A 23,844-nucleotide genomic window follows, 5' to 3' on the forward strand; every position below is an offset into this window, starting at 1 on the left:
TTTACATTAAACTCCCACTATGTCCAAATTTGCCGCTTTTTTGTTGCTTTTTCTAATAACTACCCTATCCTTTTCTCAGCAAATTACTTGCTCACCTATAGACAAACAAGCCGTAGAGAACAAGCTTATTGCCATTGACGGGCTTTTGGAGAAAGACTTTGGAAAAACCATTGTAACCATTGGAAAAACGTTTATGGGTACACCTTACGTGGCCAAAACCTTGGAAATTGGAAAAACGGAAACTCTGGTTGTTAATCTTCAAGGTTTAGACTGTACTACTTATGTTGAAAACGTATTGGCTTTTGCCCTAACGTTAAAAAACGGAACATCTAGTTTTGATGAGTTCACAAAGACTCTAGAAAACATTCGTTATAAAGATGGCCAATTAGACGGTTACGCTTCTCGTCTACATTACTTTTCAGAATGGATTGCCAACAACGAAAAGAAAGGATTAATCAAAGACATTACTTCTGAAATTGGAGGAAAAGAAATAACCAAGCCTATTAACTTTATGAGTACACATCGTGACCTTTATCCATTTCTAAGCGATGATGAAAATTTTGAAAAAGTAAAGGCTTCAGAAAATTACCTCAACAACCAACCTATTTGTATTTTGGCACAGGATGAAATCGCAGCCAATGAACACCTCATACAAACCGGAGATATCATTGCTTTAACAACATCTATAAACGGACTGGACATTACACATACCGGAATTGCCACAAGAGAGAAGGATGGGCGTATTCATTTGCTACATGCTTCAACAGGTTCTATGAAAGTTGAAGTATCAAAAAAGCCACTTGCAGAATATCTTAAAGGCATCAAGAAAAATACGGGAATTATGGTTGCTAGACCCGTTAATTAAGTTCAAAATACTTCCTTCAGAACCGACTCCTTAGTTTGTTTTAAAAAAATGTACCTAACGAAATAAGCACTTTTACCCTTTCACCGAAAGTTTCGCATCGTAAATCTACCTCCTGAACATGGGAGCTGCTGGCTTAAACCCATACAACCGACCAATGAGTTGGTTTTCCTATAAACGCCTTTCATCAAGTTATCGCCCCAAACAATAGAGCAATCCGCCTAATAAATGAGCCCTAAAATCCGCTTCATCATACGATGCATTGGAATGTCCTCCCGCAGTATAGAAAGCTCTTCCACCATCATAACTATGATACCAAGAAAATGGATGATTGGCTCCGTTCGTACCTCCGTTGTACGTAGACTCATCTAAAAGTATTAACGGATTTATGCCGCTATAGATTTCTTTAAAATTATACCACTCTTCCGTTCGCACCCAATTACTGGATAAGTGAGAAGTTGCACTATGGTTAAGATCTACTACATTGAGTGTAGCTTCTTGTATGCTCGGGTGACCATTAAAATAAGCACCTACTAATTTTCCATACCAAGGCCAATCATATTCCGTGTCCGTTGCGGCATGCACACCCATATAACTACCCCCAGATTGAATGTAACTCTCAAAAGCCCTTTGCTGACCAGCATCCAAAACGTCTCCCGTTGTGTTTAAGAAAACCACCGTTTTATATCGGCTCAAATTAGTAAAAGTGAAATTGCTTGCGTTCTCCGTCTGCTCCACTTCAAAATTGTTGGCTTGGCCCAAAGCCCTTAACGTAGCCACTCCCTTTTCAATAGATTCATGCCGGAAAGCGGCCGTTTTTGTAAAAACCAAGATTTTATCTACTGTTTGCACTTCTTCAATAGTAGAAGCAGAAAGTGTCTCGCTTTGTTCCGATTCATTTTGAGCTGCATCTACTGCCGAAACATTAAAACTGTATGATGTATTAGAGGTTAACCCGGTCATAGTAGAGCCTGTGCCAGTAGCGGTCTTAACCCTTTCTCCATTCTGGTAAATGATATATTGGGTCACGCCAAGATTATCCGTTGCCGGATTCCAACGTAAATCTATTTGGGTATCCGTAATTTCTTCCGTCCTTAAACCAGTTGGTGCAGAAGGTGGAACATCATCTACATATACTTCCGGTTCGGTAGTTAACTGCAAAGCGGCACTTTGCTGAGATTGATTTTCAGCTGCATCATAAGCCGCTACAGAAAATGTATATTGGGTATTGGGTGACAAGCTTTCTACACGATATACCGTTTTTGTGGCCAAAGCCAAAAATTTTCCATTCTGGAACACGCTATACCCAGACACACCAACACTATCCTGTGACGCTTTCCATGACAAATCTACCGTAGACTGTGTCATTTTACTAGCGACCAAACCTTCCGGAACGGTAGGAGCCGTAGTATCACTGGTTTTTTGCTCTTCTACCTCTTTTTCCGTAGTAATAGAAACCAGCTCACTTTGCTCCGATTCGTTTTGGGCTTCATCTAAAGCTGAAACAGAAAAAGTATATTGGGTCTCTGGTGAAAGTTTCTCAACCAAAAAGCTCGTTTCCGTTGTGGTAGCCAGAAAATCTTCATTTTGAAAAACCCTATAATTGGCTACACCTATGCTATCCGTAGAAGCATTCCATGTTAATCTTAAAGACGATTTGGTAAGGTCTTCAATTTTTAGACTTTGTGGAATCGTAGGTGCAATGGAGTCTGTGAATACCACCCTTTCGTTTAAGGTCGTAAAACTTAATGTGCTACTTTTTTCCGATTGATTTCCAGATTCATCTATCGCCCCCACTGACAAAGTGTATTCCGTTCCAGAGGTTAATCCTTCAACCACATATTCTGGCTTTTCGGTTTTTGCCACTAAAGTTTCATTCAAATAAACAGAATACTCCGCATTTGTTGTACTATCATTTTCAGGTGACCAAGAAAAACTGGCCATGGTAGCGCCTAAATCAACTACTTGTAAATTTTTTGGCGCACCAAGAACAACACTGTCCTCTTTAACCTCTTTAATAGTACTAACCAAAATAGGTTCACTGCGCAGCGATTCGTTTTTTGATTCATCGGAAGCGCTCACTTGAAAGCTATATCTGGTGTTGGCCTCCAACCCCTCAACCACGTACAAAGTATCCGTAACCTCTGCCAAAAGAGTACTATCGTTATAAACTGTATAGATTGCAACGCCAACACTATCCTTGGCGCTATTCCATACCAGTCTCATACTATTTTCAAGAATATCCAAAGCTTTTAAATCAGTTGGGACCGTAGGTGCAATAGTATCTTTTTCAGGTATATTTTCGAGTGGAGTTTCTACTTCAACCCTATTACTATGTTTTGAGGTCTTGCCCAGTAAATCAATGGCCGTCACACTAAAATTGTACCCTACTCCTGCCTCCAGGCCTGTTACGCTGTAAGACTTATTGCTTACATTACCAATCTGGACCGTATCTTGAAATATGCGATATTCCTTAACTGCAGAAGGATTGATTTCCAATTCCCATTTTAACTCTACAGAATTCTTCAACACCTTGCCAACGGACAATAGTGGTGCTCTTAAAATTGAACTGAAAACTGCTGTGCTATCATTCTCAACTAGAGTATCTTCTGCTACAAGAGCATCTGTAAGTACCTTTATATTTTCACTGAATTCAGAGTTGTTCCCGGCAGCATCTGTAGCTTTTACGGCAAAAACATATTCCGTATTTGGTTTTAGGTTTTCAGCATGATAAGTAGTTAGTGTATCCCGCGCCACTTCTACACTATCTTGGTAGACCATATAATGCAACACCTTAACGTTGTCCTTAGCAGATTCCCAAGACACAGTAATGGACGAGTCCGTAACCTGTACCGTTTCCAGTTTTTTGGGAGGCAATGGCGGTATCACATCTGGGGCAATAGCAACGGGGTCGTCACTTTTGTCCTTTTCACAGGCAATTCCAAAGAATAAAAAACATACGAATATTACGGAAAGTAGGCCTACAATGGGTCTTTCTTTCATTTTCTAGGGGACATGTTTAAGTTGAATTCCTAACTATAGTTTCTCACTAGCAAAATTCAGAAATTTCATCGATAAAAATGAACCTTTTACCGAAGGTTATTAACAAAATAAAACGCAGACACCTTCAATTATAATAAAGTGGCAAAAGTGATACTTTAGCTCTGCCGTATTAATTATTTGCAGAGGCCATTAAGTATTTTTTGGGCGTGGTTCCGTACTTCTTTTTAAAGGCAGAAATAAAATGGCTCGCTGTACTGTAGCCCACCTTAAGTCCTACTTCATTAACATTATGCTGCCCTGTTTCCAACATTTTACGGGCATATTCCATTTTATAATCGAATAAAAAGCTGAACACGGAATCGCCATAAATCTGCTTAAAACCTTCCTTTAATTTTTTCAAGGACAAGCCAATTTCTTCGGAAAGCTCTGTTAGCGTAGGAGGTTCCGCCATACGGGAGATAACAATTTCCTTGGCTTTACGTATACGGCGCACATTATCCTCATCTACCAAAAATGGGCACTGTTCTATATCTGCATCATCGCTTTTGTTAAAGTATAAAGAAATAAGCTCGTACACTTTTCCTTTTATGTACAACTCTTTTATAGAGGGATGAAGGTTGTAATTCATCATCTGACTAAGAATAACCGCAATTGCCGGACTTACACCTTCTTGGGCATAGTATTTTTTATCCTTGTTGTCCGCACTTAAAAAGGGAATATAATCTGCCTCCTTGGAAAAGAGCGAATGGAATTTACGAATGGTCATCACTACCGAAACCAACCAAGAATTTGGGGCCAGCTGCAGGTTCATAGGAAGGTCTATCTGCGTGTTATAGAGCAACAAAGAGTTTTCTTCGGACACTTCAAGGTTGTACCTTCCTTCATTAAAAATGAACTTGGCATTTCCCTTTAAACAAAAATGAAATTGAATAAAACTACTATCTATATCACGTACCACATTTTGGGTTTCTGCGGTATCGTTTTGAATTTTGAGTACGTAAAACCCATCCTCTATAAGCACTTCTTGAAATGAACCTTGAGCGGTATTTTTAGCTTCCATATGAAACATGAATTGGTTTGTTTTTATTTAGAAACGTTCTAAATAGATGCGCCGTTAAGCACAGTATTTCCTACAAAAATACTGGTTTTCAACGGATTTACATTCATATATAACTAAAAAAACCCTCAACGACACTTATTGTTCCTCTAGCGTTATTTTTATAGCGCTAAGCCTCTTATTTTTGTTTCCGCTTTGAAAGAGCTTTCATGAAAGATTACCACATTTCAAAAAACAACTCGTTCTACACCATTGGTTTAAGCTATCTAAAAGCTGATGCCGAGGTTCGTGGCAAATTTAGTTTGGACGATGCCGCTATGGAACGTATTCTATCCAAAGCTGGTGAATTGGGTATTGACGGGCTTCTAGTGACCTCTACCTGTAACCGAACCGAACTGAACGGTTTTGCACAGCACCCTTTTCAACTTATAAAATTACTTTGTGATAATACCGCCGGCTCTGTTGAAGAATTTCAAGAGGTAGCCTACGTGTACAAAAACAATGACGCCATTAGCCATCTTTTTAGAGTAGGCACAGGATTGGATAGTCAGATTTTAGGTGATTTTGAAATTATAAGCCAATTAAGGGCAAGTTTTAACCGTTCCAAAAAGCACGGTATTGCCAACCCGTTTATAGAGCGACTTTGCAATTCGGTCATTCAGGCCAGTAAACGTATCAAGAACGAAACGGAAATTTCCTCGGGTGCTACATCGGTGTCTTTTGCATCGGTACGGTACATTATGGAAAATGTTGAAAACATTTCAGAAAAGAATATTTTACTTTTTGGTACTGGAAAGATTGGTAGGAATACTTGTGAAAACCTTATCAAGCATACCAAAAATACACATATTACCCTTATTAACCGTACCAAGGACAAAGCGGAAAAAATTGCCGGTAAATTTCAATTGGTAGTTAAGGACTATGGGGACCTTCAAACTGAAATTAGGTCTACCGATGTATTGATTGTTGCTACGGGAGCACAATCCCCAACAATTTCAAAAGATCTTATCCACACCAAGAAACCTCTTTTGATCTTAGACCTTTCCATTCCCAAAAATGTTTCGGAAACGGTAGAAGAACATGATAACGTTACTTTGGTACATTTAGATCAGCTTTCCCAAATTACGGACGATACGCTCGAAAGAAGAAAACAGTTCATTCCAGAAGCGGAAGTTATCATAGATGAGGTAAAAGGAGATTTCATCCAATGGCTTGAAACCCGAAAATTTGCCCCTGTCATAAAAGCCCTGAAGCAGAAGCTTAAAACCATGAAGGACGAAGAAATGGACTATCAATCCAAAAAACTATCGGACTTTAACGAGCAACAGGCAGATGTAATATCAAACAGAATCATTCAAAAAATAACGAAGCAGTTCGCAAATCATCTTAAGGACGATAATGTCGATTCAGACACTAGTCTAGAACTTATTCAAAAAGTCTTTCAACTCGAACTCGACACTCCATGAGCAAGGTCATACGAATTGGTACACGCGATAGCGAATTAGCGCTATGGCAAGCAAATACCGTCAAAAACAAACTCAAAGCTTTAGGCCATAAAGTAAAAGTAATTTCCGTAAAATCTACAGGCGACCTTGTTCTTGACAAGCCGTTGTACGAAATGGGCATTACCGGTATTTTTACCAAGACCCTAGACGTTGCTATGCTGAACGATGATATTGATATTGCCGTTCACAGCATGAAAGATGTGCCTACCGCCCTGCCACAAGGTATTGTTCAGGCAGCGGTTTTGGAACGTGCCAACTTTCTGGATATCCTTGCCTTTAAAAAGAACGAAGAATTTCTTGGGGAAAGGGATGCTATCATTGCTACCGGAAGTCTAAGAAGAAAAGCCCAATGGCTTAATAGATATCCTACCCATACAGTGGTAGACCTTCGCGGAAACGTTAACAGTCGTTACCAAAAACTTGAGGACAACGATTGGAACGGCGCCATATTCGCCGCTGCAGGTCTGGAGCGTATTGGTCTGGAACCGGAAAATACAATTGGACTTACATGGATGGTACCTGCCCCTGCGCAAGGAGCTATTATGGTGGTGGCCAAAGAAGAAGATGAATTTGTTCGTGAAGCCTGTGCAGAACTAAATCATAGGCCCACGGAAATATGTACGCAACTAGAACGTGAGTTTCTTCGTATTTTAGAAGGAGGCTGTTCGGCGCCCATAGGTGCGATTGCTACCATAAACAAAGAGAACGAAGTAACACTTAAAGGTGTACTTTTAACCGTAGACGGGAAGAAAAAACTAGAAGCAGAATTTACCGCTCCGCTAGGCAAACACACCTATCTGGCAAAAGACTGTGCAAATAGTATCCTTAGCCGTGGTGGCAAACTTCTTATGACCTACAAAGAAGGTACTTTGGAAAACACCAAAATATTTTCCACCAAAAACCTTACGACTGCTCAAGAAGAACTTTTTGATGCGGATATTAAAGTAAAATCGGAAGATTTCATAAAAATAAGCCCTAACCGAATTTCTACACTTGTATTGAAAAAAGAAATTCAAAATGTAGTGCTTACCAGTCAAAATGCCGTAGAGGCACTTATTAAGAGTATATCTCCTGATGAGCTGAAATTTAAAAATATCTATTGTGTTGGAGGAAAGACCAAACGCATGATAAAGAAGTACATTGGTCCTGTTACGCATCAGGAAAAAGATGCTAAAAAATTGGCCGAGTACTTAGTAGCGTATATGGAAGGTACCGAGGTTACTTATTTCTGCAGTAACCTAAGACTTGATGATCTGCCCACTATACTTGCTGAAAACAACATTAAAGTTAATGAGATAGAGGCATACACCACCAAGCATGCACCGGCAGACGTTGAGGAAACTGTTGAAGGTGTAATGTTCTTTAGTCCGTCTACGGTTACGAGTTATTTGCAAAAAAACGCACCTAACAAAACAGCGTATTGTATTGGAGAAACTACGGCTACCGAAGCAAAGAAACACTTTGGAACGGTTCACGTGGCCAAAATACCCACTGTAGAAAGTGTTATTGAACTGGTGAACCAAACCTACGGGAAGCATTAATTATTTTTACGAATAGAACCACGAACGGACGTTCCGTTTCATGGGGTTAACTTATATCTATGTCACTAAAGAACGACCTATTTCTTAAGGCCCTAAAGGGCGAAACAGTAGACCGTCCACCCGTGTGGATGATGCGTCAAGCAGGAAGATACCTTCCAGAGTTTATGGAAATCAGAAAAAAGTATGATTTCTTTACGCGTTGTCAGACCCCGGAACTAGCCTCTGAGATTACGGTACAGCCCATCCGCAGATATGGAATGGATGCCGCTATTCTTTTTAGTGATATATTGGTAATTCCACAGGCCATGAATATTGAGGTACAGATGAAACCCAATTTTGGCCCGTACCTACCCAACCCAATCCGTTCGCAAAAAGATTTGGACCGCGTTGTTGTTCCCGATGTAAACGATACTTTAGGATACGTCATGGAAGCTATAAAAGCTACCAAAGAAAAACTGAACGACGAGGTACCACTTATCGGTTTTGCCGGTTCACCATGGACCATTTTATGTTATTGCGTACAAGGTCAAGGCAGTAAAACCTTTGATAAGGCCAAAGAATTGTGCTTTACACAACCTGTTGTGGCCCATGAGCTGCTACAGAAAATAACGGATACTACCATTGCCTATTTAAAAGCAAAGGTTAAAGCCGGTGTTAATGCGGTTCAAGTTTTTGACTCTTGGGGAGGCATGCTTTCACCTACGGATTATAACGAATTTTCGTGGCAGTACATTCAGCAGATTATTGATGCTTTAAAGGATGAGACCCCTGTTATTGTCTTTGGTAAAGGGTGTTGGTTCGCCTTGGGCGATATGGCCAAATCCGGTGCTTCGGCATTGGGTGTAGATTGGACATGTTCTGCAAGAAATGCGCGTTACCTGACCGGAGGAAAGATTACGCTTCAAGGTAATTTTGACCCAGCTAGATTGTTATCGCCACCATCGGAAATAAAAAAGATGGTTACACAAATGATCAACGAGTTCGGGAAAGACAGTTATGTGGTAAACTTGGGTCATGGCATTTTACCTAACGTTCCCGTAGAAAACGCAAAAGCGTTTATAGATGCGGTAAAAGAGTGGAAACCTGTAAGCTAAATAAAGTTTGAGCTCTATGGAAAATGAGAACAGCCCCATTGCCATTTTCGAACAGCTTTCCATAGAACCTATACATGAAAAGTACGCATGGCGCATTTGCGATTTCGTAACCGTAAACAGCAAACGCTTACAGCGCTATTTTCCAAAAACCTTGGCCCAGAACCTAACACCTACCCTTTCTCAAATTTTTGTAGAGCAGAAAGTCCGTGAGTACCAAAAAAAGGAAGAATTCTTATTTGTTCTCAAGGATACTGAAAGCCGTAAAGTAACGGGTTTGGTGTACATCAAAGAATTAGATTGGGACAAAAAACAAGCGGAACTGGCCTATTGTATCGGTTACGACTACGAAGGCAAAGGAATTACTTCCAGAGCAACAAAAATTTTATCCCAATACGCCATACAGGCTCTAGGTCTTCAAAACCTTCAAATAATTGTACATAAAACCAACTTAGGAAGTATTAGAGTAGCAGAAAAATGCGGTTATATTTGGCAAAAAACACTTCTAAAGGAACATACGCCACCCAATGAAGACCCATTAGACATGGAGCTGTACGAGCTGGGAGCTTAAGAACCGTTTCAAAATTCACAATAATCCTTCTAAAAAACTTTTTGTAGTCCGTATTACTTTATAGCTTCCTCCGTAAATCGTAAATTTACAGTCAATTCGCACAAAACCATTTCTCTTCATGAAAGACAAATTCTTTAGTTACATCCAAAACCTTCAAGATACGATTACCTCCAAATTAGAGGAAATAGACGGGAAGGCCAAGTTTCAAGAAGATATATGGAAAAGACCGGAAGGCGGTGGAGGACGTACCCGAGTTATAGAAAACGGTGCCGTTTTTGAAAAGGGAGGTGTAAACATATCCGGTGTACATGGCGCTTTGCCCAGCAGTATGCAGGCCTATTTTGGGGTTGAAGATGCAGATTTTTATGCCTGCGGATTAAGCTTGGTGCTGCATCCCACAAACCCTATGGTCCCGACCGTACACGCAAACTGGCGCTATTTTGAGATGTATGACAAAGAAGGGAGTATAGTTGACCAGTGGTTCGGTGGTGGTCAAGATTTAACTCCCTACTACTTATTTGATGAAGATGCCATTCATTTTCACACGGTCTGTAAAACAGCCTGTGATGCCCATAATCCAGAATTCTATTCCACCTATAAAAAGAAGTGCGATGATTATTTTTGGAATGCCCACAGAAATGAGGCTAGGGGTATAGGCGGGCTCTTCTTTGACTATTGCAAAGCTACCGATGAGATACGTATGGATAACTGGTACGATTTTGTAACTGAAGTAGGAAACAGCTTTTTAGAAAGTTATGTACCGATTGTTTTAAAACGAAAGGAACAGGCATATTCCAAAGAGCAACGCGATTGGCAAGAGGTAAGAAGAGGTCGTTATGTTGAGTTTAATCTTGTTCATGATAAAGGCACATTGTTCGGGTTGAAAACCAACGGAAGGATTGAAAGTATTTTAATGAGCTTACCACCACATGTACAGTGGCGTTATGACCATCAACCTGAAAACGGGACAGAAGAATACCGATTGGTAGAAATATTAAAAGAACCAAAGAATTGGGTCTAGACCTCTAATGGCCAAACTATGTCTAAAAAAGGAAAAGCAAAAAATACTGTAAACAAAGCCAAGCACACCAAGCTTTTAAATCGAAAAAAAGCCAAGCTTAAATTAGAAAAGGAAACGCGCAAACAGCGTTTGAAGGAGATTATTAAGCAGGGCCAAAATAAAAACACTCCATCTTCGTGAAGACCTTTAATCTCACTTCCTATTTAATTAGTCTAGGCAATCTTTTACTAAAGGTAGTATTGGTAGCGTTACTTATTGCCTTATTTACTTCTTGTAATCCCCAGCAAAAAGCAAAAAGCGATATAGAAATAAGCTTTACTCCTGATACCTTAAATGTAGGGTATACATACTGGTGGGAAGAATCCGGCCCTTTTATTGGGTATTGCGGTAAAGAATATGCCCTTGTATTTTCGGGTACGGTAGTAGATTTAAAAAAGGCCAACCATGATGCCGCACCACTCTACATTTCTCAAAAAGGAACCATAGCCTTAGACGAAGTATACAAGATAAAGGAGATGGGTACTAACAGTTATGCAAATCAAAAATATTTTACAACCGATTGCTTTAATCATACCGATGTTACGGTTGGCGACAAAGTTCTTGTTTTCTGTTATGATTATGAGGGCGAACTTGTAATTCCGGGAAACAACTCCATTCTAAACATAAAAGGATTAGATCATCCGCTTGTTGGAGCTACAAAGCGATTTATAGATGCCGATGAAAACCCGATAAAAATTAAAGAGGACTCCACTTTATGGTCTGCCTACGGATACCGGCAACAACTAAAACAAATGATACGGTGCAGAGAAAATACCGAACGTATTATTTCCAAGTAATCGCCTTTTCCGAAACTTCTTTAAATTGATATACTACATGGGCAAGGCGAGCTTTAAGCAATTCTTTTCTACCCGTTTGCGTTCTAGTATACAATAGTTTGGAGCCGTCTACATGTTTCTTCCAAAAGCTATGGAACTTTTGGGCATCCGCTTTTCGTCTACCCAAATCCTGAGGTACCACATAATAATTACGAATACCCCATTTTCGCTTTAACCAATTGCTATTGACCATTAAATATCTTGGATTTTCAACAGGGGCCAATATCTCATACATTAGGTTTACAAAAAGCGTACTTTCATAATTACTAGCGCCCTTCAGATAGCAAACAAATGCACCATTAGCATTCTGTTCAGCCACTACAGAAATACCAGAAGGACCCGAATGAATCTGGTTGGTTTTACAGAGGTAGTCCAACAAAGCGGCGCCTATTTTTTTGGTCTTTTTAAAAGAATTTCCAAACAAGAAATATAGCTTTAGTGCTTTGTAAGTTTTTGGGGCAAAACCAATAAGTACGCCTGCTAGCAAAAAATATACAAACTGAAAAATACCTTTATTTAATAATGTTCCTATGTTCTTCATAAGAAACTCGGGAAGAAACAGGCCCAAACCCGCTACCACTTCAATAATTAAATACTGTGCGGCATCTACAGAACGCATCCTCTTTACTTTTCTAAAGGGAGTTTTATGTGTATAGGGAACCTTAATTTCACGCACCAGCACACTGCCCGTTTGAATAGCTTGCTGCCATCGCCCTCCAAGATTCTGCCTATCGGAAGCATTTTGTACCATGGATCCGTTCAAATCCTCCAAAGTGCAATGTTCATCAAAATGGTCCGGAAGTTGTAACCTGTCCAATCCGTTTTCAATATAGGGCTCTCCCTGAATGGATACACCGGAAAAAGCGGTGAACCTGCGTTTTAGTTTTTCCAAATCCTTTCCGCCATCACTTACCGTTGGATCTAAACAGGCCAAGTGCCATATATTTCCGGTTTTGGTAGGCTCGTTAACATCTGTTCTGATTGCCCTGCCCCGCATCTGATTAGAAGAAACAAAAGAGCCAACGTACGAAGCCAAAACCAAACTGTTGATAGCCGGGGCATCCCAACCTTCGCCGAGAAGAGATTTAGTACCAATTAGTATTTTTATTTTTCCTTTTTGAAAAAGCTCCGTTACCGCGGCAACTATGTTGTTTTTAGCGTTCCCAAAAGCGGATATCGTTACAAAATCTGCATCCGCAGCCATGGGTTGCTTGCCAAAAGCCCCTTCTCCCAGGACCTTTTCAAAATCTTCAACAACAGTTTTGTGCAGCACCACCAAAGACCCTGTTAGTATAGCCAAGTGCTCCTTGTGTTTGGATTTGATCCGTAAGAATTGAAAAATAGAGACTACTCCAAGTTTATTAAGAACTCCCGTGGCTTCACCTGTGTAATCAAGAAATTCCTTTCTTATAAAATCGGTTAACACCACAGCTTTTAATCGCTCTCCCAAATTTTCATACTCCTTCTCAAGAATAGCATGTATACTATTCAATTTACTAGGGCTGCTGGCCAATGAGCGGTAGAGTTGCTCGTCGCCAACAAAATTTACCCTCTTCTTCTCGTACACTCCAATTCTTCCTAGCTGTTTTTCAATAGCTTTCAATGGTTCCTCGTAAGCTCCTAAAGCTTCTCTTTGAGCCACCAACAATTCCTGAAGAAGGATTTCAATCCACTCATATGTTAACTCCGGAAAGTCTACCGCTTTGTCTTCAAAACCAAGAAACAGTAGTTTATCTTTATCTATCTGAACTCCGGCAGAATTCAAGAATATTAACATTGCGGATAGAAACGATGGTTTCCCGTAAATTTCCTCAAGCGTGTCTTCTGTATTTTTATAAAACGGATGTTCTAAAAGCAGATTTTGAAAACCAATATCGGCTTTCAAATCACTAAGAAACTGAATAATATTCTCTCGGTATTCTACAATGTATCGTATTTGTGCTTCGGATGGTTTGGAGAAATAAACAAAATCCTGATGCGGACAAAGGTCCCCGTTCTTGACAAGGTCTGGCACGGCAATTTCATCATCTATTGGCCCGCAGAGATCAAAGTATTTATTTAGTTCCGCACTAGAACTATCGTACGGAGGGGTTGCGGTCAATGCTATTACCGTTAAACCCTCAATTTCCTTTAGGGCCATCAAACATTTATACCATTCGTTTTTTAAATGGTGTGCCTCATCTAGTACTAAGGTTTCTATACCGTTTTCCCTAATGAATTTCAGAAGAGAATAATTTTCTTCGTCGGCCAAGCGCTTGTTTAGTGCATGTAACGACTGGTAGGTAGAAAAGGTGAGAAGTTTGGGTTCCTTGATGTTCATAGAAAAGTCCGCGAACTCCGAATCCTTCAAAAAGAACGATACCAATCGGTCTTTCCACTGGTTCCTAATGGTTAAAGTAGGTGCCAAAACCAAGGTCCGCTTGTTGACTCTTCGCAGTACTTCCAGCCCCAAAATGGTCTTTCCTGACCCCGGAGGTGCTACCACGTGTAAATGATGGTCTTTAATATGCTCCTCAAAATGGTCCAGAAAATTTTGCTGATAGCTTCGCCATTCAAATTTAAATTTCAGACTATGGATCAGTTCGGTCAAGAGTTGGTTTGTTTTCGGGTTTTTTAGGAGGATAATAAGTAACTTTGGCTATTCAAAAATAGGTAAAAGCATGTATCCACTTAGAAGAAACCGCAGGTTAAGAACAAACGACTCCATTAGACATTTAGTACGTGAAACCATTTTATCGCCAAAGGATTTTTTGGTACCTCTTTTTGTAATCGAAGGTAAGGGCATAAAAGAAGAGATCGACTCTATGCCGGATTATTATAGATTGAGTCTTGACCTACTTTCTGCCGAAGTTAAGGAGCTTTGGAGTATGGGCCTGCACGCCGTTCTTCTATTTGTAAAAGTGCCCGATAATTTAAAGGACAACAAAGGCACCGAAGCCTTGAATGAAAACGGACTGATGCAAAAGGCCATCAAGACCGTTAAAGATGCCTGCCCGGGAATGTTGGTAATGACCGATGTAGCCATGGACCCTTATTCTTCCTTTGGCCATGACGGTATTGTAGAAAACGGTCAGATTCTGAATGACGAAACTGCGGAGTTTCTTGCCGAAATGAGCGTTTCCCATGCTTTGGCCGGGGCTGATTTTGTTGCACCAAGTGATATGATGGACGGTCGTATTCTTTCCATTCGTGAAGCGTTAGAAGACGAAGGCCTGGTAAATACGGGAATCATGAGCTATAGTGCCAAATATGCCAGTGCCTTTTATGGTCCTTTTAGAGATGCTTTGGATTCTGCACCAGTCGATGTCAAAAATGTACCAAAAGATAAAAATACCTATCAAATGGATTATGCCAACCGGTTTGAAGCCTTAAAGGAAACCGAGATGGATATTGATGAAGGTGCTGATATTGTTATGGTAAAGCCAGGTCTTTGTTATCTGGATATTGTACGTGAAATTCGCAATGAAGTTGATGTTCCCGTTGCGGTCTACCAGGTTTCAGGGGAGTATGCCATGGTCAAAGCTGCCGCCGAAAAAGGTTGGTTGGACCATGATGCCGTGGTTATGGAACAGCTGACGGCCATAAAACGTGCCGGCGCCAACATTATCGCTAGTTATTTTGCCAAGGACGCGGTTAGGCTATTGGACTAGTTTTTATTAAAAGAGCAGATTTGAGAATTGTATCGTTTGTATTCCTTTTTATATTTCTCCAGCTGGCACAAGCGCAGGAAGACATTGGAGCGCCTTTAAATTTAGGAATAAAGGATGCCTTAACTTATGGCACTCCCTACGATGTAGGGCTGGATTCCAGCTACATCAACACGAACGTACAAAAAATAATAACTAACGGTATAAAAAACAACGCTTTTCCCGGTGCGCAAGTACTAGTTGCCAAAAACGGAAAAATCATCTTTCATAAAGCTTACGGATATCACACTTATGACAGCATACAACCCGTGGCTTTAGATGATATGTATGATTTGGCCTCGGTAACTAAAATTACTGCTGCCCTTCCTGCCCTCATGAAATTGGTGGATGAAGGAAAACTTGATTTGGACGCTCCGTTTAGCACCTATTGGAAGCGTTGGAAAAAAGAAAAGGATAAAAGAGATATTACGCTTCGGGAAATTCTGGCCCATCAAGCCGGACTACAACCTTACATTGTTTTTCTAAATGAGGTTTTTAAAAAGAATAAAAAGCTTAAACGGCGTTTTGTTCATAGTTCCCCCAACCGCAGATTTCAAAATCAGGCATATGATGGCTTGTTCGTTAAAAACAAGTTCAACAAGAAAATGTATCGTCTTATTGACCGTTCAAAAGTATCTGCTGAAAAGAAATACAAATATTCGGGACTTGCATTTCTCATATTCCCACAGCTAATAGAGCAACTTACCGGAGAGTCCTATGACTATTATTTGGGGAAGAATTTTTATTTACCGCTGAATGTCCCCACTATGGGGTTCAAACCTAAAACCAAAGACTTTACCAATTTTATCGTTCCTACAGAGGTAGATACCCTTTTTAGGCATACGCTGACCCAAGGTTGGGTCCATGATGAAAATGCCGCACTTTTAGGCGGAATATCCGGTAATGCCGGGCTTTTTGCTACGGCAACAGATTTGGCCAAATTGATGCAAATGTACATGCAATATGGCGTTTATGACGGCAAGCGCTACATATCCGAAGCCACCGTAAAGGAATTTACAAGAGTTCAATTTCCCGAAAATAACAATCGTAGAGGCCTTGGTTTTGACAAGCCTTCATTGAACAACTCGGAACTGCCCCTGTCCAAAGCTTATCCGGCTCCAGAAGTAGGTGCCAGTAGTTTTGGTCACAGCGGTTTTACAGGAACATTCGTTTGGGCAGACCCAGAAAATCAACTGGTATATATTTTTCTTTCCAATCGGGTAAACCCTACTAGAGATAACAGAAATCTTTATAACCTAAATATTAGACCTGCAGTGCAACAGGTATTTTATAAAGCCACATTACCAAGCAAATAAGATCATAAGATTGTACTTTAATTGGTATATTCGTTACACTAAAACTCATTCATGGGCTTATTAATTTTTTACGCTTTAATTTCAATTTTTATTTCGTTTCTCTGCTCCATACTTGAAGCGGTGCTCTTGAGCATTAGCCCAACCTTTGTAAATGTTAAGAAGAAGGAAGGCAAAACCTATGCAGTTACCTTAGAGGAACTAAAGCAGGACGTAGACAAACCCCTTATTGCCATTTTAACGCTAAACACCATTGCCCATACCGTGGGTGCTATTTTGGTGGGTGTTCAAGCCAAAGTTGCCTATGCAGAGATGTACGGTTCATCTACGCGAAGCATATTTGGGGTAACCTTTACCGAGGATTTAATGGTTGGGGCGGTATCTACTATAATGACCATTCTTATCTTAGTGGCATCGGAAATTATTCCCAAAACCATTGGCGCCACCTACTGGAGGCAGTTGGCCAATTTTACCGCAAAAGCGCTCAACATTATGGTGGTTGCCTTAAAATATACCGGACTTTTATGGCTCCTACAGCTTTTCACTAAACTTGTGGGCGGCAAAGGACACCATGGAAGCGTTTTAAGTAGAGAAGATTTTACCGCCATGACCGATATGGCCCGCGAAGAAGGTGTTTTTGAAAAATCCGAATCTACTATCATAAAGAATCTGCTACGTTTTGACCAAGTTCTGGTCAAGGATGTAATGACCCCACGTGCAGTGATGAAAATTGCTTCGGAAAATAAAACAATTGCAGAGTTTTTTGAAGATAATCCCAAAATGCGCTTTTCACGAATTCCTGTATATGGCGAAAAAATGGATCATATAGATGGTTTTGTACTAAAGGATACTATTTTAGAGGAAATGGTTAACGAAAACGGAAACACACCATTATCCGAAATAAAACGGGAAATTTTAATAACCGAAAGGAATACCCCTATACCTCGCCTCTTTGATACCTTTATCGCCAAACGGGAACATATTGCCCTAGTTGTGGACGAATACGGTTCAGTAAGCGGATTAGTGACTATGGAAGATGTGATTGAAACCCTTCTAGGGCTTGAAATAATGGACGAGAGCGACAATGTGGCCGACTTGCAGGAACTAGCTCGAAAAAATTGGAATACGCGTGCAAAACGCTCAGGAATACTTGACAAGTAAGTTTTAATCAAAAAGCAACGCACCCCAAAATACTCTAGTATGGAAACCGCTTATATCGGCACTCCGCTTGGTACGGCAAAACTTGAAGGCGATGGCAACGGCTTAGCGGCAATTACCGTTTTGGATGAGGATAAAAGCCTATCCGTTGATGTTCCTGTGCACCTAGTAGAAGCTGCAGAACAACTAGAACAATATTTTGCGGGTACACGAAGTGATTTTGATATTAAATTAAACCCAGAAGGCACGGATTTTCAAAAACGGGTTTGGGAGGCTCTACTAGAAATACCTTTCGGAAAAACAGTTTCTTACTTGGACCTTTCCAAAACTTTGGGAGACGTAAAAGCTATTAGAGCCGTTGCGGCTGCGAATGGCAAAAATCCGCTTTGGATTGTGGTTCCATGTCACCGGGTTATTGGTAGCGATGGTTCCTTAACAGGCTACGCAGGAGGTCTGCACCGTAAGAAGTGGTTGTTGGAACATGAATCTCCCTTTAAACAACAAAGCCTTTTCGATTAGCACAAATCCTCTAGCATCAACTACACAATTTGCCACCGTTTCACCAATGATTTAAGCATCTCCGACAAACTGATTAGTCGGTTTAAAAATTCAAAATCCCCTATTATAGTTACTAATCGTGTATTTCATCGATAAATAATTCTTTTTATTGAAGTGCTCACAACTTTGAGCCTGTTCGAGAAATGTACCAACCAACCGGGTGGTCTGTTCCAACTTTTATCACCCCTACAAAATTACATGTCACAATATCCCCAAATTCAGGGAGTTATTCTAAGACAATCCGCTGTAATTTTGTGGTTAACTATTGTAAAAACTAAACTATGGCTTTTCTCTCCCTTAATGATTTAACCAGTAAAGCGCAAAGTGCTTTTAAAAGGTTTCCAATAACAATCCTCTGGGCATTATGCGGTACCCTCTACGCCATATGGGTGGTAGATGCACCCAAAGAAGCAAATACAGACAACCAAACCAATATCATACTTACATTTATTTTGGGAGTAAGTTGGCTTATTGGCTCCCAGTTTTTTCTTGAACAACTTAAAAACTCTAAAAAGGTCATTTGGTTGAAACCTGTTCTGCTCTTGTTATTGTTTCTCTTCTACTGGCATTTACCCGAAGTTGGTACTTTTGATGATGACCCTATTTATCTAGTCCGTTTTTTCCTGTTTTTGATTGCAGGACATTTATTCGTTCTATTCGCTCCCTTTTTATTCAAATGGAATAAGAATGCTTATTGGAATTACCTCAAAGCTGCTGGTTTTGCCATCGTGAGAAGCGGTTTTTTCTCAGGTGTACTTTATCTTGGACTAGTACTGGCCCTTTTGGCTATTGACGCGCTGTTCAATATGCGAATAGATGGCGATATATATTTTCAGTTGTTTCTTTTTTGCTTAGGAGTGGTCAATACATGGATATATCTATCGGACTTCCCAAAAAATATACATCAACAAAAAGAAATCCATTTCAATAAGGCATTAGAGGTCTTTGTCAAATACATTCTGATTCCGCTAGTCATTCTATACCTGCTGATTCTTTATTCCTATAGTATAAAAATCTTGGTTGAATGGGAACTTCCAAAAGGATGGGTTTCCTATTTGGTCACCGCATTGGCCTTTTTAGGTTTTACCGTACAGGTCATTATAAATCCAATTCATGAAACAGTGAAGTCTTGGACTATTAAACGCTTTTATCCTTGGTTTTATATTTTAATATTACCCTTATTGGTGCTTCTTTTCATTGCTATTTTTAGACGTGTTTCCGATTATGGCATCACTGAGAATCGTTACTTCGTAATACTGTTGGCCTTTTGGATCTTAGGAATCAGTCTGTTTCTTTTATTCAGTCGAAAAAAGAGTCTCCTAGTTTTACCGTTTTCCCTCTTTATTCTAGCAATACTATCATCATTTGGTTTTTGGAGTGCGTCTAGCGTGTCATTAAAAAGTCAGACACATCAGTTCCAAATCGTATACGAAAATGTACTTCAAAACAACAGATTGGCCACTTCTGACCAATACAATCAATTAACGTCCATTCTAAAATACTTGGACGATAGAAAATCGGTGAACCAACTAAACAGCATTACCGGTATCGAGATTAAGGATATTTTTAAAGATACTTTTAGCGATGAGCCGGAGGTTTATAATTGGTTCGATTCCCAAAAAGTTTTAGACTCCCTTGACATAGCCTTGGCCCCAAATGAACTCGGGTCCGAAGCCCGAAACACAAAATATTATAATTACTATGCAGACCGACAGCAAGCACAAAACTATACGCTTAAAGGGTATCATGATCTAGCGGTATTTACCATTAACGAAAATATTTCCACAAACGCCTCAATAGGAGATTACACCATAGATTATGACCATAAGAATAATTTTCTGAGCCTACTTGCACCTAAGGATAGTCTAACGCTACATGAGATTCAACTTCTCCCAAAACTTAGAGACTTGAGCAAGAGAGGAACTAATCTATATAACATTGACCCTGAACAAATGATAATGGAAGTAGAACATGAAAATATTTCGGTGAAAATAATTTTTGATGAGCTTAATTTCCGAAAAATGGGAGATTCATTACATCTAAGCAGCGCCAGAATTTTTCTTTTTCTAAAACAGAAATGATACTTCTTAGAAATGGTTTACTTGTAACAACGCCCACCTTCTTAATCTGAAAAACATGAGTTATTCCAATGAAATAAACGAATCTCAGCTAAAATAAGATGGCTATTTTCTTATATTTATTCAAAAAAATCCAATCATGCTAGGTAGGATAAACTTAGAGCATATTTTATTCTTAGACATTGAGACCGTTCCCGAACAGCCCAACTTTGATGCCTTGGATGAGGAAAAAAAGGAGCTTTGGGAGCAAAAGTCCCGATACCAACGTAAAGAAGATTATACAGCTGAAGAGTTTTATGACCGTGCCGGAATTTGGGCAGAGTTCGGAAAGATCGTGTGCATTTCAGTAGGGTATTTTCGTGTGAACGGAGAAACCAAAACCTTTAGAACTACTTCTTTTTATGGAGAAGAAGATAAATTATTAAAAGAGTTCAAAAATTTATTGAACGGACATTTTAGCTCAACCAAGCATTTGCTCTGTGGACACAATGCCAAGGAATTCGATTTTCCATACATTGCACGCAGAATGATCATTCACGGTATTGAATTACCGTACAAACTGAACCTATTTGGCAAAAAACCATGGGAAATTCCGCATCTAGATACCATGGAGTTATGGAAATTTGGGGATTATAAGAATTTTACCTCTCTAAAACTACTGGCCAATATTTTAGGTATTCCTTCTCCCAAACAAGATATTGACGGCAGTATGGTTCGTGAAGTTTATTACGAAGAAAAAGACCTAGACCGGATTGTTACCTATTGTGAACTTGACGTAGTTACTACGGCCCAAGTTTTTCTACGCTTACGAGGAGATGAACTCCTGGACGATAGCAATATTAAAAGTATCTAGAAAAACTAAGCGTTATATTTCAATTGAATATAAACCGGAAAATGATCGCTGTACCCACCAATATATTTGTTGCCTACGTAAGTGCGGAAGGGAGACCCCATGTATTTTCCTTCAAACTCCGTTAAAAAGTGTTCATCAAAGATATTGGCATGGGCAAAACTGTGGGTTCCCTTTTCAAAATTTAGAAAACTGTGCGAAACCATTATCTGATCAAAAAGCATCCATGACCTTTTATAGTTGGCACTACCGCGTTCTGGTGTGAGCAACTTTTCCATAGGGTTGTACAAGGTTTTAGTTTCCATGAGCGACTGTACGCTTTCGGACTTTGGACCATCATTAAAATCACCCATGATTATATAATTGGGATTGGCCTCTTTCTCCTCAATTCCGGCCATGAACTTAATTATAGTTTCGGCCGCAATAACTCGCTTATATCCGGTTTTTGAATTACCGCTCCTTCTAGAAGGCCAATGGTTTACAAATATATGAACCACTTCATTGTTCAATTTGCCCTTTACGTACAGAATATCCCGTGTGGTATCTCGTCTTCCATCCTCTTCATAAATAAATAAAGTAATGGGCTCCGAATGTAACACCTCAAAATGGTCCTTATGATAGATCAACCCACAGTCTATACCCCTCTCGTCCGGAGAATCATAATGTACGTAGCTATATTTTATATTAGCCAAAGGTTCTGCCGCCAGAAGGTCCTCCATAACCTGTTGGTTTTCTACCTCTGCTACTCCCACTAGGACTGGCGGGCTCTGGGTTTCGGAATTGCCAATTTCAGAAATGGTCTTAGCCAATTTATACAACTTTTTTTTGTACCTTCTTAAAGACCACTTTTTGCGGCCTTTTGGCGTAAAATCATCGTCAAGGGTCTCCGGGTCGTCTACCGTATCAAATAGATTTTCTAGGTTGTAGAAGCTAATTGTATTTAAATGGCTTCCCTTTTTTTTCCTGAAAAATGAAAAAATCATAAAATTTTCGATTGGGATCTTAAAATTACGAAAATAGCTCGGTCAGTATTGCTTAAATTTGCACTTTAGTTTAGATATGTTAGAAAAGAAGACCATAGATCACGAAAAAGCCGTTTTAATCGGTATTATTAATCGCGAACAGAGCGAAGAAAAAGTTACCGAATATCTTGATGAACTTGAATTCTTGACCTACACTGCCGGTGGCGAGGTTATAGAACGTTTTGTACAACGCATGGATGTTCCCAACCCCAAGACCCTTATAGGTTCCGGTAAGATGGAAGAAGTAGAAGCATTCGTAAAAGCGAACGATGTAGGCTCCGTTATCTTTGATGATGAACTTACTCCTGCCCAACAACGTAATATAGAAAAGTTGTTACGTTGCAAAATTGTGGATCGTACAAGCCTTATTCTAGATATTTTTGCGCAACGTGCGCAGACCAGTTATGCACGTACCCAGGTAGAACTGGCGCAATACGAATATCTGTTACCGCGATTAACGGGACTTTGGACTCACCTTGAGCGCCAACGTGGAGGTATTGGAATGCGTGGACCGGGTGAAACCGAAATTGAAACGGATAGACGTATTGTTCGTGATCGTATCTCCCTGTTAAAGAAAAAGCTCCTTAAGATAGACCGCCAAATGGAAACCCAACGGGGAAACCGTGGGGCCCTGGTTCGTGTAGCTCTGGTTGGGTATACCAACGTAGGTAAGTCTACTTTAATGAACGTCATAAGTAAAAGCGAGGTATTTGCAGAGAACAAGCTTTTTGCAACGTTGGACACCACCGTACGTAAAGTGGTTATAGGTAATTTGCCTTTCTTATTAAGTGATACGGTTGGTTTTATCCGAAAGCTACCTACGCAGCTCGTAGAAAGCTTCAAAAGTACTTTAGACGAAGTTCGCGAAGCCGATCTGTTACTTCATGTTGTTGATATATCACACCCGCAGTTTGAGGAACATATAGAGTCCGTTAATAAAATCTTGGACGAAATAGATAGTGCGGACAAGAATACCATTATGGTGTTTAACAAAATTGATCAATACAAACATGCCGAAATAGATGAGGATGACCTCATCACCGAAAGGACGGAAAGGCATTTTAGTATTGAAGAATGGAAGAAGACATGGATGCAACGTGTTGGGGACCGCGCCCTATTCATATCTGCCTTGAACAAAGAAAATCTGGACGAATTTAGAAAAAGGGTTTATGACGAGGTAAGGGATATTCATGTAACACGCTTCCCGTACAACAACTTCCTCTATCCGGAACATTTGGACGAGTATTAAACTGTTTTCAAGAAATCTTTTACCGTTCATCGGACATACACAACAACTTGTATTTTTCACAACAGCCTTGCTTAGGTTCACAACAATAATTTAGAAGACCGAAGAAACCACCGTAAGTTTACAGTGTAATTAAGTGATAGCATTGACCCCAAATCGAATCTTGAACTTGACCGAAACAAGTAACGAACCCCAAACCTGTTATTTGATCAGAAAAAAATAATACCAAATTGACCAAACCTACTTGATAAAAAAACCCTCTGTACAAGAGGGTTTTTTTATACCTCCTATTTTGGTTGTTTTTTAAATCAAACTTAAACTATGCCGTTCATCCAACATTGTGGGCCGTTGATATTTTTCACAACAGCCTTGCTTAGGTTCACAACAATAATTTAGAAGACCGAAGA

Annotated in this window: 19 protein-coding genes; 15 read left to right on the forward strand and 4 right to left on the reverse strand. The window is 39.9% G+C overall.

Features of this window, described 5'->3' with window-relative positions; all coding sequences use genetic code 11:
- The first annotated feature begins 19 nt into the window (after window positions 1-19).
- The gene (locus tag KO513_RS10435; protein ID WP_215913333.1) at window positions 20-865 is read left to right on the forward strand and encodes an N-acetylmuramoyl-L-alanine amidase-like domain-containing protein; all 846 of its coding nucleotides are present in this window, start codon (window positions 20-22) and stop codon (window positions 863-865) included.
- A gap of 189 nt (window positions 866-1,054) precedes the next feature.
- On the opposite strand, the gene KO513_RS10440 is transcribed toward KO513_RS10435, so the two are convergent.
- Window positions 1,055-3,865 carry a ThuA domain-containing protein gene (locus KO513_RS10440; RefSeq protein WP_215913334.1) on the reverse strand — a complete coding sequence of 937 codons (2,811 nt, stop codon included), beginning with the start codon at window positions 3,863-3,865 and terminating at the stop codon, window positions 1,055-1,057.
- A 169-nt stretch (window positions 3,866-4,034) separates the two neighbouring features.
- Window positions 4,035-4,925 carry a helix-turn-helix transcriptional regulator gene (locus tag KO513_RS10445; RefSeq protein ID WP_215436440.1) on the reverse strand — a complete coding sequence of 297 codons (891 nt, stop codon included), beginning with the start codon at window positions 4,923-4,925 and terminating at the stop codon, window positions 4,035-4,037.
- Window positions 4,926-5,131: 206 nt separating this feature from the next.
- Between KO513_RS10445 and hemA the strand changes: the two genes are divergently transcribed.
- From hemA to KO513_RS10480, 7 genes are all read left to right on the forward strand, one after another.
- Window positions 5,132-6,388, forward strand: coding sequence for a glutamyl-tRNA reductase (hemA, locus tag KO513_RS10450; protein WP_215436442.1), 1,257 nt, complete (start codon window positions 5,132-5,134; stop codon window positions 6,386-6,388).
- Window positions 6,385-7,968 carry a hydroxymethylbilane synthase gene (hemC, locus tag KO513_RS10455; RefSeq protein WP_215913335.1) on the forward strand — a complete coding sequence of 528 codons (1,584 nt, stop codon included), beginning with the start codon at window positions 6,385-6,387 and terminating at the stop codon, window positions 7,966-7,968. The genes hemA and hemC overlap by 4 nt, the downstream gene beginning before the upstream one ends.
- A gap of 59 nt (window positions 7,969-8,027) precedes the next feature.
- Window positions 8,028-9,062 (forward strand): uroporphyrinogen decarboxylase, encoded by a 1,035-nt coding sequence (gene hemE, locus KO513_RS10460; protein WP_215913336.1) that lies wholly within the window; start codon window positions 8,028-8,030, stop codon window positions 9,060-9,062.
- Window positions 9,063-9,078: 16 nt separating this feature from the next.
- A complete protein-coding gene (locus tag KO513_RS10465) occupies window positions 9,079-9,630 on the forward strand; it encodes a GNAT family N-acetyltransferase (RefSeq protein WP_215913337.1) in 552 nt (183 codons plus the stop codon).
- A 118-nt stretch (window positions 9,631-9,748) separates the two neighbouring features.
- Window positions 9,749-10,651, forward strand: a complete 903-nt coding sequence (gene hemF / locus KO513_RS10470) for an oxygen-dependent coproporphyrinogen oxidase (RefSeq protein ID WP_215913338.1) — start codon at window positions 9,749-9,751, stop codon at window positions 10,649-10,651.
- Between the two features lie 18 nt (window positions 10,652-10,669).
- The gene (locus KO513_RS10475) at window positions 10,670-10,831 is read left to right on the forward strand and encodes a hypothetical protein (RefSeq protein WP_215436456.1); all 162 of its coding nucleotides are present in this window, start codon (window positions 10,670-10,672) and stop codon (window positions 10,829-10,831) included.
- Window positions 10,828-11,487, forward strand: coding sequence for a hypothetical protein (locus tag KO513_RS10480; protein WP_215913339.1), 660 nt, complete (start codon window positions 10,828-10,830; stop codon window positions 11,485-11,487). The genes KO513_RS10475 and KO513_RS10480 overlap by 4 nt, the downstream gene beginning before the upstream one ends.
- Here the strand turns inward: KO513_RS10480 and KO513_RS10485 are convergent.
- Window positions 11,474-14,116, reverse strand: a complete 2,643-nt coding sequence (locus tag KO513_RS10485) for a DEAD/DEAH box helicase family protein (RefSeq protein WP_252735753.1) — start codon at window positions 14,114-14,116, stop codon at window positions 11,474-11,476. The two genes, KO513_RS10480 and KO513_RS10485, sit on opposite strands and share 14 nt — an antisense overlap.
- Before the next feature lie 70 nt (window positions 14,117-14,186).
- Here KO513_RS10485 and hemB point away from each other — a divergent pair, with 70 nt between their 5' ends.
- From hemB to KO513_RS10515, 6 genes are all read left to right on the forward strand, one after another.
- Window positions 14,187-15,176, forward strand: coding sequence for a porphobilinogen synthase (hemB, locus tag KO513_RS10490; protein ID WP_215913340.1), 990 nt, complete (start codon window positions 14,187-14,189; stop codon window positions 15,174-15,176).
- A 20-nt stretch (window positions 15,177-15,196) separates the two neighbouring features.
- Window positions 15,197-16,528 (forward strand): serine hydrolase domain-containing protein, encoded by a 1,332-nt coding sequence (locus KO513_RS10495; protein WP_215913341.1) that lies wholly within the window; start codon window positions 15,197-15,199, stop codon window positions 16,526-16,528.
- A gap of 51 nt (window positions 16,529-16,579) precedes the next feature.
- On the forward strand, window positions 16,580-17,686 hold the full coding sequence (locus KO513_RS10500) for a CNNM domain-containing protein (protein ID WP_215436464.1): 1,107 nt from the start codon (window positions 16,580-16,582) through the stop codon (window positions 17,684-17,686).
- Window positions 17,687-17,725: 39 nt separating this feature from the next.
- The gene (locus tag KO513_RS10505; protein WP_215913342.1) at window positions 17,726-18,202 is read left to right on the forward strand and encodes a methylated-DNA--[protein]-cysteine S-methyltransferase; all 477 of its coding nucleotides are present in this window, start codon (window positions 17,726-17,728) and stop codon (window positions 18,200-18,202) included.
- Between the two features lie 320 nt (window positions 18,203-18,522).
- The gene (locus tag KO513_RS10510; RefSeq protein ID WP_215913343.1) at window positions 18,523-20,322 is read left to right on the forward strand and encodes a DUF4153 domain-containing protein; all 1,800 of its coding nucleotides are present in this window, start codon (window positions 18,523-18,525) and stop codon (window positions 20,320-20,322) included.
- Window positions 20,323-20,458: 136 nt separating this feature from the next.
- Complete coding sequence (locus KO513_RS10515; protein ID WP_215913344.1) at window positions 20,459-21,172, forward strand: 3'-5' exonuclease; 714 nt, start codon at window positions 20,459-20,461, stop codon at window positions 21,170-21,172.
- 5 nt (window positions 21,173-21,177) lie between these two features.
- Here the strand turns inward: KO513_RS10515 and KO513_RS10520 are convergent, their stop codons facing one another.
- A complete protein-coding gene (locus KO513_RS10520) occupies window positions 21,178-22,152 on the reverse strand; it encodes an endonuclease/exonuclease/phosphatase family protein (protein WP_215913345.1) in 975 nt (324 codons plus the stop codon).
- Window positions 22,153-22,228: 76 nt separating this feature from the next.
- On the opposite strand from KO513_RS10520, the gene hflX reads away from it, so the two are divergent.
- The gene (gene hflX / locus KO513_RS10525; protein ID WP_215913346.1) at window positions 22,229-23,440 is read left to right on the forward strand and encodes a GTPase HflX; all 1,212 of its coding nucleotides are present in this window, start codon (window positions 22,229-22,231) and stop codon (window positions 23,438-23,440) included.
- Window positions 23,441-23,844: the final 404 nt, after the last annotated feature.

It is taken from the genome of Zobellia sp. B3R18, assembly GCF_018860715.1.
GTDB classification, from domain to species: Bacteria; Bacteroidota; Bacteroidia; order Flavobacteriales; family Flavobacteriaceae; genus Zobellia; species Zobellia russellii.

Coding starts and splice junctions, on each gene's coding strand:
- KO513_RS10435 (WP_215913333.1), top strand. CDS start 20: ATGTCCAAATTTGCCGCTTTTTTGTTGCTTTTTCTAATAACTACCCTA.
- KO513_RS10440 (WP_215913334.1), bottom strand. CDS start 3,865: ATGAAAGAAAGACCCATTGTAGGCCTACTTTCCGTAATATTCGTATGT.
- KO513_RS10445 (WP_215436440.1), bottom strand. CDS start 4,925: ATGGAAGCTAAAAATACCGCTCAAGGTTCATTTCAAGAAGTGCTTATA.
- hemA (WP_215436442.1), top strand. CDS start 5,132: ATGAAAGATTACCACATTTCAAAAAACAACTCGTTCTACACCATTGGT.
- hemC (WP_215913335.1), top strand. CDS start 6,385: ATGAGCAAGGTCATACGAATTGGTACACGCGATAGCGAATTAGCGCTA.
- hemE (WP_215913336.1), top strand. CDS start 8,028: ATGTCACTAAAGAACGACCTATTTCTTAAGGCCCTAAAGGGCGAAACA.
- KO513_RS10465 (WP_215913337.1), top strand. CDS start 9,079: ATGGAAAATGAGAACAGCCCCATTGCCATTTTCGAACAGCTTTCCATA.
- hemF (WP_215913338.1), top strand. CDS start 9,749: ATGAAAGACAAATTCTTTAGTTACATCCAAAACCTTCAAGATACGATT.
- KO513_RS10475 (WP_215436456.1), top strand. CDS start 10,670: ATGTCTAAAAAAGGAAAAGCAAAAAATACTGTAAACAAAGCCAAGCAC.
- hemB (WP_215913340.1), top strand. CDS start 14,187: ATGTATCCACTTAGAAGAAACCGCAGGTTAAGAACAAACGACTCCATT.
- KO513_RS10500 (WP_215436464.1), top strand. CDS start 16,580: ATGGGCTTATTAATTTTTTACGCTTTAATTTCAATTTTTATTTCGTTT.
- KO513_RS10505 (WP_215913342.1), top strand. CDS start 17,726: ATGGAAACCGCTTATATCGGCACTCCGCTTGGTACGGCAAAACTTGAA.
- KO513_RS10510 (WP_215913343.1), top strand. CDS start 18,523: ATGGCTTTTCTCTCCCTTAATGATTTAACCAGTAAAGCGCAAAGTGCT.
- KO513_RS10515 (WP_215913344.1), top strand. CDS start 20,459: ATGCTAGGTAGGATAAACTTAGAGCATATTTTATTCTTAGACATTGAG.
- KO513_RS10520 (WP_215913345.1), bottom strand. CDS start 22,152: ATGATTTTTTCATTTTTCAGGAAAAAAAAGGGAAGCCATTTAAATACA.
- hflX (WP_215913346.1), top strand. CDS start 22,229: ATGTTAGAAAAGAAGACCATAGATCACGAAAAAGCCGTTTTAATCGGT.